Source organism: Vibrio sp. 10N.286.52.C3 (genome assembly GCF_041468865.1).
Classification (GTDB): Bacteria; Pseudomonadota; Gammaproteobacteria; order Enterobacterales; family Vibrionaceae; genus Vibrio; species Vibrio crassostreae_C.
The window spans coordinates 1-11,946 of record NZ_JBFRJM010000015.1; the positions used below are offsets into that span (position 1 = coordinate 1).

An 11,946-nucleotide genomic window follows, 5' to 3' on the forward strand; every position below is an offset into this window, starting at 1 on the left:
TCCTTGGCGAGATCTACCCTCTGAGTTCGGAGAGTGGAGTACCGTTTACAGACGATTTAATCTTTGGTCAAAGAAAGGGATTTTAGATAATCTTTTCAAAAGTTTATCTAACATGGCTGATTTTGAATGGGTATTTCTTGATGGCTCTATAGTTAGAGCACATCAGCATAGTACAGGTGCAGCTACTGAAAGTTCAGAGCAAATAGGAAAAAGTCGCGGGGGCAACTCAACAAAAATTCACTTAGCCGTAGATAGTGGTGGCCTGCCGATTTGCTTTGATTTATCAGAGGGACAACGCCACGATATAGTGCATGCCGAAAGCTTAGTTGAGCAACTCGATGAAGTTAATACCATCGTTTGTGATAAAGGATATGACAGCGAACCTTTCCGTACTTTTGTTAAGGAACGTGGCGGAGAAACGGTAATTGCTAAACGCAATTACGGACAAGATATAGACAAAGACAGTATGGATTGGTGTTTATACAAGTATCGTCACTTGGTCGAAAATGCCTTTGGGAGAATTAAGCATTATCGAGCTATTTCAAGTAGATATGACAAGCTAGAAAGGAATTATGCCAGCATGTTATCGCTGGCATTCATGTTAATGTGGCTACCGATGTATTGTTGAACGCGAAATGTACAGCAAAGATCAACACGCCCTAGTCACTATTCACCGCAAACGGGTGATACGTTAATCTCTCTTTCGGCTTCTCATTTGAATCAGTTTGAGAACTCCGAACTGAGTCTCTCCTACGAGTCTCTGCCTCTTTTGACTTGTCGCGTAGAACAAGCTTGCCATCTACTTCTATCCAGACATTTTTGTTGTAAGTTGGCACAGTTCTAGGCGTTGGTTCTTCGTTAAATTCTAACGGGCTAGGGACATAGCTGGCTTTTCGTCGGATGCTCTTACCGTTATCAATATCATCCATACGCTCTAACATCCGTTTAACAACAGTACTTTGAGGTTTTCCTATTGGTTTGGATTTGCTTTTTACGCTAGGTTGAGGTGAAACTTTTACTGCAACAGAAGCATTGCTACGCTCACTTGTTTTAAGTTTCAGTAACTCTCGATCTTTTTGCCTGATAACGTGACCAAGTAAATCAATACTCTTTTCACTATTTTCGAGATTTTCTTTAAGTGGGATAACCTCTCCATTTTGTTTCTGATATAAGAGCCGTAAACGCTGAACCTCTTTTTCTGCTGCCTCTAACTTCTTCGAGACCTTTTTATGTGATTTGAAGGCATAAATAGCAGGTGCGATTAATGACCCTAAAACGATCGCTGCGATCAATTCTATTTCCATAGAGCTCATCGAGCTTCAATCTCGCTAAACCATTCGTTTGTACTCCAATCACTTGTGTTTTGGCTCGTTCGGATTGATACCGTCTGACCAATAAGCGTTTGTGCTTTCTCAAAGACTTCAATAGCAGTCTCTTTATACTTGTTAATACTCATCTTACGAACATCACCAGTACTATTTTCGATAAGCACTATAGAGCCAGACTTTCTAGCGGAAGTTAATGTACCAAAATCATTCCAAACAAAATTATTCATATCCAAACCTCATAATCCGTTGTACAGCTGCATCCTAGCTCTCTATTTGTGAGCTGTTTTCGAGCACTTAGTACTTATTTAAGGAAGATAGTCCGGGATTAGAAAAAATAGATCAATGAACAGAAACAAAGTTTTACATTAAGTTCTCAATCAGCAAACAATGGTCGGGTAGACGACACTTGTTACCAAGTGCCGTCCCCCTAAGAACCCAGCGTGCAACTTTCACTGCACTAGGCTCAAGCCTTCACGAAGGCATCGTTTGATACCCAGCAACTTATAAAGCAGCGAGAGTAGGCTCCTTCCAAGAGTTGCGAGCTTGCCTTTTTGACTTTCTCTTAGCCAAGTATTCTTGGTGTTGAGGGTCATATGGTGTCGCTGCACTTCGGATTTTTACATGTCTCTCGATCGGTACTTTGGCTATTTGGAAGAGATTGAACTGGCAATCCATATCCATGATCTTCTGCCAACCATGAAAATGCCATTGGCCTTTTCGGTTGACGAAGTATTTAAGGGCCACCCAAGTTTTGGATTTTGTCGGATGACGCCTCACTGCCCAGTACCATAATGCAAGAAATAGCTTATGACCTACATATCCGAATACCTGTTTAGCCACGCAATGGCGATAATAATTAGCCCAACCCCTTAATTTCGGATTTATCAGTTTGATAAGATCGTTTACAGAGGTTGTTGCATGCTTTTTGATGAGTTCGCGCAGATTACTCAAGAACAGCAATGTATTAGATTTACTCGGTTTAATGAGCAATTTCCCTTTGTACTTTCTGTGATTGAACCCTAGAAAGTTAAAGCCGTTATCGATGTGTGTAATGTGCGTTTTCTCTTCGGATAATGTTAAGCCTCTTTCCGCTAAAAATTCAGCGATCAACGGTTTGATATCGTTCTCCAACACTTCCTTTGAAGCGCAGGTGACGACGAAATCGTCGGCGTATCCAATGAAATTGGCTCTACTACCCTTTTTGAGGGCCGTAGACTTAATATGCTGCTCAAGTCCAGCAAGAGTCATTAGCATCAAGGTTGGTGATATTATCCCACCTTGCGGTGTTCCCTCATCGGTGCGATAAAACAGACCTTTGTCCATAAAGCCAGATTTTAGCCATTGTTCCAACATTCTCTTATCAATAACGATGTTATCAAGAAGCCATTGATGGCCGATCTTGTCGAAACAAGCTTTAATATCCCCTTCAAGTACCCATTTAGCTGATTTCTTTAATGCCAAACATTTGAAACACTGCCCAACTGCATCGGCAGTACTGCGATTTGGCCTAAATCCATAACTATTAGGGTCAGCAAGCATTTCCGATATAGGCTCTAATGCAAGAAGATGGAGGGCTTGTTGCGCTCTGTCAATCATGCATGGAATGCCTAATGGTCTGAGCTTGCCGTTCTTTTTAGGGATGTAGATACGCTTGAGCGGTTGGGCTTTGTACGCCTTTCGACTCAATTGATTAACTGCTTTTATGCGGCGTGCATCTGTGTTCCAGATGACACCATCTATTCCAGACGTTTTACTACCTTTATTTTGAGATACTCGCCTTACTGCAAGAAGCTTGGCTGAGCGAGAATGAGTAGTATCCACTGCAAGGCTTTCGCTTTACCGTGTTTACCTTCTCTAGTTGCCTTTGCGATACGCATCTGAAGCTTTAATACATGCGACTCAATAGGTTTCCAGTCGATAGACTGCCATTGAGCACTGTCAGGAGAGGCACTAATCTCTTTAGAAATCATCATTTGCGTTTCTCCTTAAATAAAGTTCTTCAAACTCTCTCGCAACGAAAGACCAGTCGGAAGTGGGCTCACTTTCGTGACCAGACACGAGTCTGTATCTGCATCGTTACAATGCAGCCTTCGCTTTCTCCGACCTCCTTTACCCGCATCACTATCGGCCACAAGGGCTTTCCCATAGGGAGCGATACAGGCTTACCCAACTCCTTTCCGACTCTCGTTGCCGTTTTGGCCACAGCGTATTAACCACTTCCGCTGCTTCATCATATGACGCACCTTTAATGGATTCACATACGTTCATCATATTGACTCCCTAGCACTTACCCGAATTGTGGTTTTCAGGAGGAACATCCTCTCACGATTTTGTTCCCACTCAGCCTAACGGCCAAGTTTCGTTACATTGTCAGATCCGCTACTTTATTCAGGATCTTAGGGTCATCTGGTGATACAGATGGTTCACTCTTGTCGTGGTGAACAACGCTTCATACGACTTCAGGTCGCACGGGCAAAACTAAACTAGCGACTTGCTTTGCTCAATAAACTAGCAGTAACTGTACTATTAGGAGAGGGCTTATTAACCTAAGATAAAGTCCTTGTTCCAAACAATAGATCATCTGGAAGGGGAAATTGAAGTGGGATAGTTGAGAGATCGCTATGATCTAGATACGTATCTAACTGGCTCTTATTCTGGTATGTACTCTATAAGCTCTTCGATCTTGCATTCGAAGAATTTACACAATTCATTCAAAGTGGTCGTTGTGGTTGTATAACCTTTGTTATTAGCAAGCTTTGACATTGCGGAGCTTTGAACTCCAACGGCTTCGGCAACTTCAGATAAAGTAATCTTACGTTTTTCGCGTAACGATTTAATCTCTAGTAATTCTTTAATCTTATATCTAATCATTTCTATATAATTATTTGGTATATAAATCGTCTTGATAGGACGAATTAATGGCTCTATAGTTTGTCTTGTCAGGACGAAGGTTATTCTTGGCTAGCAAATAAGGAGGTCATTATGGACCAAACATTATTGACTGCAAAAGAGCTCGCAAGTCGTATCAAATTTAGCGCCAACTATATTAACGCGACATTGCGAGACTCTCTTTTCATCGAAGGTAAGCATTACATCCGACCTTTCAATGGTCGCAAAATTCTCTACATTTGGGAAGCTATTGAGCGGGATTTGTATCAATCTGCATCTCGAAATCAAAATATAATTCCAATGGCAGGAGGGCGTATCTGTTATGGGTAAAGTACGAGAACGAAATGGAAAACTATTTTTGGATTTTAGGTACAACGATATCCGATGCAGAGAACAGACAGCCTTACCTAATACCATTCAAAATACCAGGAAGTTGCAAAAGCTGCTCAATCAGATAGATGCCGACATAAGACTGGGGTCTTTCGTCTATAGAGATTACTTTCCAAGCTCAAGCAGAGCTGTTCGATTTCTTGAGGAGGACTGTAAGGCCGAAAAGGTAAAGCAGGAAATGTTGGGAAGTTATAAAAGTGCAATACACGAAGCACAAGGTACTTCTCTTATTTCATTAGAAGACTTTGCCGTTGAGTGGTATGAAGAAAACGAGAGTCGATGGAAAGAAAGCTATAAGGAGAGTATTCGTTTATACCTTTACAGATACCTTGTTCCACACTTTGGAAGTACTTCTATTGATCAGATCTCTAGGCCAGATATTTTGAAGTTCAGAGCCGAATTAGCTAAACCAAAATCGGGTAAGAAACTATCAGCAGAGTTTATTAATCACGTGATGACGCCATTAAGGATGATGCTGTCAGAAGCTGCAGATCGTTATGAATTTAGAACTCCTTTTGAAAATATTAAAGCGTTGAGAATTGATAAAAGAGACGTTCAGCCGTTTAGTCTTGAGGAAGTAATGCATTTTCTCGACAAAATTAGGGATGACTACAAGACGTATTTCACCACACGCTTCTTCACTGGTATGCGGACTTCAGAGATTGATGGTTTGAAGTGGCAATACGTAGATTTTAATTTGAAAACAATTTCTGTTCGTGAAACTTATGTGCATGGGCGAATGGATACAGTTAAGACGACAGGTTCTGCTAGAGATATTCAAATGAACTCTCATGTTTATGAGGCTTTGGAAAAGCAATTCAAGTTAACAGGGAAAGGAGAGTTCGTTTTTACTAATGCTTCAGGGAACCCTTTGGATAAAGGGAATGTCCGAGATCGAATTTGGAAGCCTGCGCTAAAAGAGATGGGGTTAAAGTATCGTCGTCCGTACGAAACGCGTCATACTTATGCCACTCTGATGCTGGCCGCTGGTGAAGCCCCTGAGTGGATAGCTAGGCAAATGGGGCATACGACGACCAAGATGCTTTTTCAGACATACAGCCGTTTCGTTCCTAATTTAACGCGGAATGATGGAAGTGCATTTGAACGTCTATTGAAAAAAGCTAATAGTGGTGGGTTAGGAGGGGATAAATGAAGTATTCTCCTTTGACAATCCATTGCACTAGTTTGTGCTTCGATGTGATTCAAGGGCAACATTTCAAAGCCATGTCACATCAGGATATCGATGAAAGCTATCAAGAAGTCTATTGTTTGGTAAGAGAAAGAACGTCATTACACCCAATGCATTATGTAAGAGAGCATAAGTTTGTGAGTGAGGTGGCGGAAGTTGTAGTAACGGTGCTTCATCACTGCTTGAATGAGCCTCTAAAGCGGGATTCTGATTGGGTACTTGAAGTTATTGAAGCATCAATTGATAAGTCAATAAAACGATATGTAAATTGAATGCTTAGCTTTATTGCTCATAGCTCCTAGAACGTCGATGTTCGCTCGAATCTAGGGGCTAAAATATTATTGTTACTTCTGCACGAATGTTCGTTTCGATTGTTACTAAAAAGTAAATGAGATTTAAAAGGGATTAATATGCTTAAAGTTGGAGTGATCGATTATATAGCGACAGGAGAAGGTCGACATATATATATAAAAACCGGAACTGAAGACTCTATTCGACGCAACGTTGGAGATTGGCTTTATCAAGGTGCAGACGTATATTCTATTGAAGAATGGTTGGAAATTGATAGAGCCTCTGATTCCAGTAATCAGCGAAACTCAGCTGTAGTTATTCTTAAAACATATGCTCCTGCGTTATGGGATGCGATGGTAAAAGGTTTAGTTATGAAAGTGGACATTGAATACCACGATAATCAAAGCTAACTAAGGCTTCGCTTTAGCTACATTCATGAACCTCATCTTGGTAGATACGTTTTTCACAAGCTTATAAACCTCATTTCGAAACCCCTTTCAAATATTATGCTTCTCAACGAAACGACTTAGTTTGAGAGGCCTATCATGTGCAAACTATCTAGCTACAGCAAATACCAAAAGCGTGTAATCAAGTTCTTAAATGACCAACTTGGTACCGATACGCCTTTCACTTATGAAAGAACCCAAACAAATCACTTAAAAGTACTTATTGATGGTGTGCCTAAGCCTATTTTTACTGGGTCGACGCCATCTGATTTTAAATCCATTAATAATTTCATGGCTGAAGTCAAGCGTGAAATTAGAGCGAGTAAAGTTGAAGAGGATGATTGCAAACCGACTCCTCAATTACCAAATCCGATAGTGGTATCTAACGATAAGCTAATACAGGGGTGCATCAAATCGCTGCGCACACGCTTGCCTGTTTTGAAGTCTCAAGAAGAAACTCGTGTTTTAGAGACTCATGAGTTAGAGGATATCAACTCGAATCGCTTAGATGCGGTAAAACATTCTATCTCATTCGCACTACAGGCTCGTAAAGACGGTGTTTACATAAAGCGAAATGAAATGAAAGAGCTTGAGCAAGCAATTCTAAAGCATTTAAATTTCATGCTGCCAACAATGGCTTATTACGCTGAACTTCTCGTTAATAAAAACAAGTGTAACCAGAAGAGTCTTGAACCTTTACCTGCAGAAACCGTGATGAACGAGTCTGATGTTCGAGAGTTTCGAGCTACGACTGTCGTGAGCATAGATTCTCCGTCGAGAGAGAGGGAGAAAGAAGAAAGCCTAACCACTTCTAAAGAAGCAAAAAAGCAGAACATTGCTCATTCAGCTAAACAAACCAAAGATTCCGCCTTAGAGTTGATGACAATGTCAGCGGATAATCGAGTGAGTTTGCTACGAAATCTGACCAAAGCGCAGGCACTAACACTCATTGATGACTTAAACTATGCGTTAGCTTTGAACCGCGAACAAGATATTGAAGCCGTTGTTGAGTTAATCCGTGAAAAAGACCTGCCTTTAGAAGCCATCATTTCTCGTTTAGAGGCCGCTTAAGGTGAAAAAAATTAACCCGCTATCGTTTAACAGTTTGGTGTTTGAATAATATGAAAACTTCTTTAGCAACTATACCTACTAGTTCAATAGGATATAACTTTGATATCGTTATTTGTCATTGGAGCGATCGCTTAACGGCTTATCGCAACTATCCAGATGGTAGACAAGATATGATTGAGGGAGGTATTGGTATTGGTCTAGATTTTATCTGTAATGAGGCGACCAGAGATGGGTGGTTATCTGCCGTTCCTAAACCGTTGTTAGCTCAGAGTGAAATTTTTCCAGATCACCAGTACCAAATGCTCTGGCTTGCAGCTAATAGTGTCAACGCTAGAGAGATACTAAATGTCCGACCGATTATTCTAGCGATGCTCTGTGAGCATTACCCTGTTGATAATGAACAGGCTCTAGGACTAGCAAATCAGGGACAAAGAAAGATCCTAGAGCAACTTGGACTTGCAGGCACCAAGTCTGCGTTAAGATTTATCGATAAGTTAGATTTGACGTATGAACGTGCGGGGGAAATCTTCCACGTGATGAAGCTCCTTGATGCCAGAACTTGCCATTATAAGAGGTTCAGTCATTACAAAAAAATCAACTTCTCTAGCTTATCATTAGACAATACACATCCATTTCTGACAGGTACACGTCTAGGTCAATCATTGGAGAACACCGGCTACACAACGCGACTAAAACTAACGTTATGCATCGAAGATTCATTGCGACTTGGTCAAGCGTTGGGAGTACAAGAGCCAATGCAAAACATTGTTCGCCTTGAAAACAATGAGGCTTTGGTTGCGTTGCATGATGATTGGGTGCAAAGACATAACTTAGCTCGAACACAGTCTATGAGGCCCATTGACGCCAATATACCCTATATGCGCTACCTTTGTAAGACAGACAAGATAGAGCAGATCCAAGATTATGATGACCTATGCAAGGAAGGCGCTGAGATGCGCCATTGTATCGCTGTTTATCATAACCGTATTGCTCAAGGTCGGTATGCTGTATTTAGACTTTTTCAACCTGAGCGAATGACCATTGGGGTTAGTATTCTTCCCGGCAAATCATTTCCCTTTGAAATCGATCAAATTGCTGGCGCTCGAAATAAACTAGCAACCGAAAGTACCCGTAAAGTTATATTTGATTGGCTTGAATCAGCAAGAAAAGCCAAGATAAATTGATTGTTTTTTGTAAGCTTACCAATATCCCACACATTTTATTTTAGGTAAACGGGTCACATAATCAAAACGTAATATCGTATATCGTAGCAGTCCAATAAATCGTGACAAGGAACCTTCATGAATCTTATGCAGCAGTACCGATATAAACGCTACATAGCGAGGAGTCACGAGTTGGCAATATTGCGAGGATAAAATCGCCCAATAGCCAGCGGGCGATTCAATAACCCACTCACCATTCGATAATCATCAATAAACAGCGTCAGCAGTAGGAGCACTCATTGGCCTCAATTGAAAGCAAATATATTACCACTCTGTTCAGTGAATTAAACCAATACGGCCTGCGTGGTAACAGCGCATTATGGTCCATCTTACCCGTCGAGTTAATCGCCAATAGCGACCGCTACACCACCGTAGGCTTACTTAAATGGGTGGATGATTACGTTGTGACACTACTTGAGCAAGCAAGGCTTGCATCGAGTGAAGCAGGACTAGTCGGATGGCGAGCAAACGACAGCAATGACATCTATATCGAGTCTCTTAATCAAGGTGGTATGTCGGGTGGGCTACTTGATATACGTTATTGGCAAGAGGTGATGCGGCCAATGCTTGAGCAGCGCTGTCTGCAGCTAGAGCAAGGGTTACAGTTTAAGCAACAGCATCATTTGGAAAGCGTGTTTTTTATTGGCGATCTTCATGCTCAGCAAGATAAATTAACCACTTTGCTCGACAGCCAAGGGCTACCAGAACAGAGTGATGACTCTAATACCACCATTGTCTTCATTGGGGATTTAGTTGATAACAGCCCAAATTCAGCAACCGATCATATCGCGACGCTGAATACGGTTAAAAACTTAGTCGACAATAAACAAGCGCTTTGCTTACTAGGCAACCACGAGTTTAATGCGGTGGGTTGGTACCTAAAGGGCGCTGACGGAAAGCACCTTCGCGATCGCAGTAAAGCAGGCAATCAAAAACAACACGCGCATTTTCTCGCGCAGGTTGGTGAAGACTCGCCATTACATCAACATTGGGTCGAGTGGTTTATGACCCTGCCTTTGTATCTTAATTGTGGCGATATTCGTGCTATTCATGCCTGCTGGCACGAAGAGAGCATCGCACGCTTAGAGCAGTACCTTAATCCAGACCGTTCACTAAAATCAGAACATTGGGAAGAGGCTTTTAATCGTAATCACGAACTGTTTGGTCTAATTGAAACTCTGCTTAAAGGGCCAGAAGCACATTTGCCACAAGGCATTAGCTTTGCAGATAAGAATGGCATTGAGCGTAACGACATTCGTGTTGCTTGGTGGAAAGACGAGTACGCAGTAGATAGCTATCGAGAATTGGCGGTGGTTCCAGCTGCTCAAAAAACATCCATCCCCGATACGCCCGTTGAGTGTGGTGCAATGGCTTACAACACGCCACCTTTGTTTCCTGTCATCGTCGGCCACTACACACTCCCCCTGACACCGTTTCCGCAACCTGTGAGCGAGAGTGTCGTGTGCGTTGATTATAACGCCGCGAAGGAAGAGAACCCATTGGTGGGCTATCACGCTTATCTGCCCGGTTGGGACGAGTCACCCAACGAGTTAATCGGATCGCATGGCTTTGCGTATGCGAATGAACTGAACTGTGCTGAGGTGGTTAGCAACGGTATTACTCAACTGCTAAACGCGATGTTAGCCACGCTACCGGCAGCAAAAGCTGACAATGGCTTTTCTCAAACAGTGAGTGAAGTGCTGCTAACCGAATGGGACCCAATTGGGGTTTATGACCCTGATGAGGTGGATGAAGATTTGGCGGATGAGTATTCGCAATACGAGCCTGATGTTAATCGGTTGGCACAAACAGGCAATCTTCAGCAACTCGCGGCTTATTTACTGTTAACTGAGCAGCATGTTATTGGTGTTGAGCGAGAAGATGGCGCAGATTACTGCACAAAAACAGCGTACAAATTGGTAGAAAAATGGTCAGAGCTATTATCACAACAAAGTGAAGGCGATTTTGATAGTTTGTTCTGATAATTATTCGATATTTTTACAGTTACTCCAAACCGATGAGTTCTAAATGACTAAATATACAAGAAAAGCCAGTAAACATGGCCAGAAACCAACCTACACATTTACCGAAGTTAATAATCGAACGCTCAACGTGGTTAGAGACAATGATGGTGATCTGTTTGAGTACAATTTTTCTATTGGGCACAAATTTGAAACGTACGCTGGTACACCAGTAGAAATGATTGGTCTTAACCCTAATGGGGGGAACCCAGATTCAGGCTACTACATCATTGTGCGAGAAATTACACCGGAAGGTTTAGGTAAGTTAACAGATGTCAGCGCACAGAATCAGGTTGATAAAATTTATTGGGGTCTTAAACAAGCTGATGATTCTTCGATCAGTGGTGAAATCAATACACAAGAGTCACAGGAGTATGTTGAAGGAGCTGTTAAACAAGTCACTGTTAATAAATATGAAAGGGATCCAAAGGCAAGAAAAGCATGTATCGAATATTACGGTACAAGATGCCAGATTTGCAGTTTCGACTTTGCGAAAAAGTACGGACCTCATGGGTCGGGGTTCATTGAAGTTCATCATATCAAGCCCCTTAATACCATCGCTAAAAGCTACAAGGTAGATCCAGTTAAAGACTTAATCCCAGTCTGTTCAAACTGCCATTCAATTTTACATCGAGGAACAAATCCTCTGAGTGTTGACGGCTTACGCTCAATTCTGAATTAAGGGAGTAAAATGATGGAAAATGAAATAGTTCAACGAATTATCGCACATTTTAACAATGACGAATGTCTCGTTACAGGTAAGAAAAGCTATGAAGCGACCCTAAGAGGCAAGACTATCATTGTGAAGTGCAATGGCTGCATTGAAGAAAATATTAAAGTGCTAGATGATGGTTCTATTAGACACAAAGAGATGACATTTAATAGCTTCGTTGAATGGCTATATTGGTATGAGATGTAAGCTTATAAGTCGCTATCATTTACGCGCTTCAATTAGAATACCTCTCGTCAATGAAAGGTATCTATCATGTACAAACAATCAGGCTTTGCTCTATTTAAGAGCATAACCTTGATGTCGTGGTGATCCCCACTCGTGTAAAGACTTACAAATAACTGGCACTATTTCCGACTTTTGCTGCA

General features: G+C 41.6%; 14 protein-coding genes and 1 pseudogene. 10 read left to right on the forward strand and 5 right to left on the reverse strand.

What is annotated here, in order from left to right; genetic code table 11:
• On the forward strand, positions 1 to 628 hold a 628-nt coding region (locus AB4138_RS05955; RefSeq protein ID WP_372128341.1), incomplete at its 5' end, for an IS5 family transposase.
• A 31-nt stretch (positions 629 to 659) separates the two neighbouring features.
• Here the strand turns inward: AB4138_RS05955 and AB4138_RS05960 are convergent.
• The 5 genes and pseudogenes from AB4138_RS05960 to AB4138_RS05980 all read right to left on the reverse strand — a co-directional run bounded on the left by AB4138_RS05960 (position 660) and on the right by AB4138_RS05980 (position 4,199).
• The gene (locus AB4138_RS05960; protein WP_372122249.1) at positions 660 to 1,304 is read right to left on the reverse strand and encodes a hypothetical protein; all 645 of its coding nucleotides are present in this window, start codon (positions 1,302 to 1,304) and stop codon (positions 660 to 662) included.
• Positions 1,305 to 1,309: 5 nt separating this feature from the next.
• On the reverse strand, positions 1,310 to 1,555 hold the full coding sequence (locus AB4138_RS05965) for a hypothetical protein (RefSeq protein ID WP_258185320.1): 246 nt from the start codon (positions 1,553 to 1,555) through the stop codon (positions 1,310 to 1,312).
• 274 nt (positions 1,556 to 1,829) lie between these two features.
• Positions 1,830 to 3,301: pseudogene (gene ltrA / locus AB4138_RS05970) on the reverse strand (group II intron reverse transcriptase/maturase).
• Positions 3,302 to 3,449: 148 nt separating this feature from the next.
• Positions 3,450 to 3,599, reverse strand: a complete 150-nt coding sequence (locus AB4138_RS05975; protein ID WP_372128303.1) for a hypothetical protein — start codon at positions 3,597 to 3,599, stop codon at positions 3,450 to 3,452.
• Between the two features lie 378 nt (positions 3,600 to 3,977).
• A complete protein-coding gene (locus AB4138_RS05980; RefSeq protein ID WP_372084396.1) occupies positions 3,978 to 4,199 on the reverse strand; it encodes a helix-turn-helix domain-containing protein in 222 nt (73 codons plus the stop codon).
• Between the two features lie 111 nt (positions 4,200 to 4,310).
• On the opposite strand from AB4138_RS05980, the gene AB4138_RS05985 reads away from it, so the two are divergent.
• The 9 genes from AB4138_RS05985 (at position 4,311) to AB4138_RS06025 (ending at position 11,767) form a co-directional block, all read left to right on the forward strand.
• Positions 4,311 to 4,547 (forward strand): hypothetical protein, encoded by a 237-nt coding sequence (locus tag AB4138_RS05985; RefSeq protein ID WP_017070423.1) that lies wholly within the window; start codon positions 4,311 to 4,313, stop codon positions 4,545 to 4,547.
• Positions 4,540 to 5,760, forward strand: coding sequence for an Arm DNA-binding domain-containing protein (locus AB4138_RS05990; protein ID WP_372122244.1), 1,221 nt, complete (start codon positions 4,540 to 4,542; stop codon positions 5,758 to 5,760). The genes AB4138_RS05985 and AB4138_RS05990 overlap by 8 nt, the downstream gene beginning before the upstream one ends.
• Positions 5,757 to 6,068 carry a hypothetical protein gene (locus AB4138_RS05995; protein WP_108020462.1) on the forward strand — a complete coding sequence of 104 codons (312 nt, stop codon included), beginning with the start codon at positions 5,757 to 5,759 and terminating at the stop codon, positions 6,066 to 6,068. Before AB4138_RS05990 ends, AB4138_RS05995 begins: the two co-directional genes overlap by 4 nt.
• Positions 6,069 to 6,206: 138 nt before the next feature.
• Positions 6,207 to 6,497, forward strand: coding sequence for a hypothetical protein (locus AB4138_RS06000; RefSeq protein WP_017070426.1), 291 nt, complete (start codon positions 6,207 to 6,209; stop codon positions 6,495 to 6,497).
• 135 nt (positions 6,498 to 6,632) lie between these two features.
• Entirely contained in the window at positions 6,633 to 7,604 is a 972-nt protein-coding gene (locus AB4138_RS06005) for a hypothetical protein (protein ID WP_372112797.1), read from the forward strand.
• A 50-nt stretch (positions 7,605 to 7,654) separates the two neighbouring features.
• Entirely contained in the window at positions 7,655 to 8,788 is a 1,134-nt protein-coding gene (locus AB4138_RS06010) for a PcfJ domain-containing protein (protein ID WP_372124816.1), read from the forward strand.
• Between the two features lie 278 nt (positions 8,789 to 9,066).
• Entirely contained in the window at positions 9,067 to 10,809 is a 1,743-nt protein-coding gene (locus AB4138_RS06015) for a metallophosphoesterase (RefSeq protein WP_372124817.1), read from the forward strand.
• Positions 10,810 to 10,855: 46 nt separating this feature from the next.
• Positions 10,856 to 11,530 carry an HNH endonuclease gene (locus tag AB4138_RS06020; RefSeq protein WP_372305289.1) on the forward strand — a complete coding sequence of 225 codons (675 nt, stop codon included), beginning with the start codon at positions 10,856 to 10,858 and terminating at the stop codon, positions 11,528 to 11,530.
• Between the two features lie 9 nt (positions 11,531 to 11,539).
• The gene (locus AB4138_RS06025) at positions 11,540 to 11,767 is read left to right on the forward strand and encodes a hypothetical protein (RefSeq protein WP_133151372.1); all 228 of its coding nucleotides are present in this window, start codon (positions 11,540 to 11,542) and stop codon (positions 11,765 to 11,767) included.
• Positions 11,768 to 11,946: the final 179 nt, after the last annotated feature.

What these genes read in the sequence shown, in the direction of transcription:
- AB4138_RS05985 (WP_017070423.1), top strand. Translation starts at nt 4,311, where the DNA reads ATGGACCAAACATTATTGACTGCAAAAGAGCTCGCAAGTCGTATCAAA.
- AB4138_RS05990 (WP_372122244.1), top strand. Translation starts at nt 4,540, where the DNA reads ATGGGTAAAGTACGAGAACGAAATGGAAAACTATTTTTGGATTTTAGG.
- AB4138_RS05980 (WP_372084396.1), bottom strand. Translation starts at nt 4,199, where the DNA reads ATGATTAGATATAAGATTAAAGAATTACTAGAGATTAAATCGTTACGC.
- AB4138_RS06000 (WP_017070426.1), top strand. Translation starts at nt 6,207, where the DNA reads ATGCTTAAAGTTGGAGTGATCGATTATATAGCGACAGGAGAAGGTCGA.
- AB4138_RS06025 (WP_133151372.1), top strand. Translation starts at nt 11,540, where the DNA reads ATGATGGAAAATGAAATAGTTCAACGAATTATCGCACATTTTAACAAT.
- AB4138_RS06005 (WP_372112797.1), top strand. Translation starts at nt 6,633, where the DNA reads ATGTGCAAACTATCTAGCTACAGCAAATACCAAAAGCGTGTAATCAAG.
- AB4138_RS05995 (WP_108020462.1), top strand. Translation starts at nt 5,757, where the DNA reads ATGAAGTATTCTCCTTTGACAATCCATTGCACTAGTTTGTGCTTCGAT.
- AB4138_RS05965 (WP_258185320.1), bottom strand. Translation starts at nt 1,555, where the DNA reads ATGAATAATTTTGTTTGGAATGATTTTGGTACATTAACTTCCGCTAGA.
- AB4138_RS06010 (WP_372124816.1), top strand. Translation starts at nt 7,655, where the DNA reads ATGAAAACTTCTTTAGCAACTATACCTACTAGTTCAATAGGATATAAC.
- AB4138_RS05975 (WP_372128303.1), bottom strand. Translation starts at nt 3,599, where the DNA reads ATGATGAACGTATGTGAATCCATTAAAGGTGCGTCATATGATGAAGCA.
- AB4138_RS06020 (WP_372305289.1), top strand. Translation starts at nt 10,856, where the DNA reads ATGACTAAATATACAAGAAAAGCCAGTAAACATGGCCAGAAACCAACC.
- AB4138_RS05960 (WP_372122249.1), bottom strand. Translation starts at nt 1,304, where the DNA reads ATGGAAATAGAATTGATCGCAGCGATCGTTTTAGGGTCATTAATCGCA.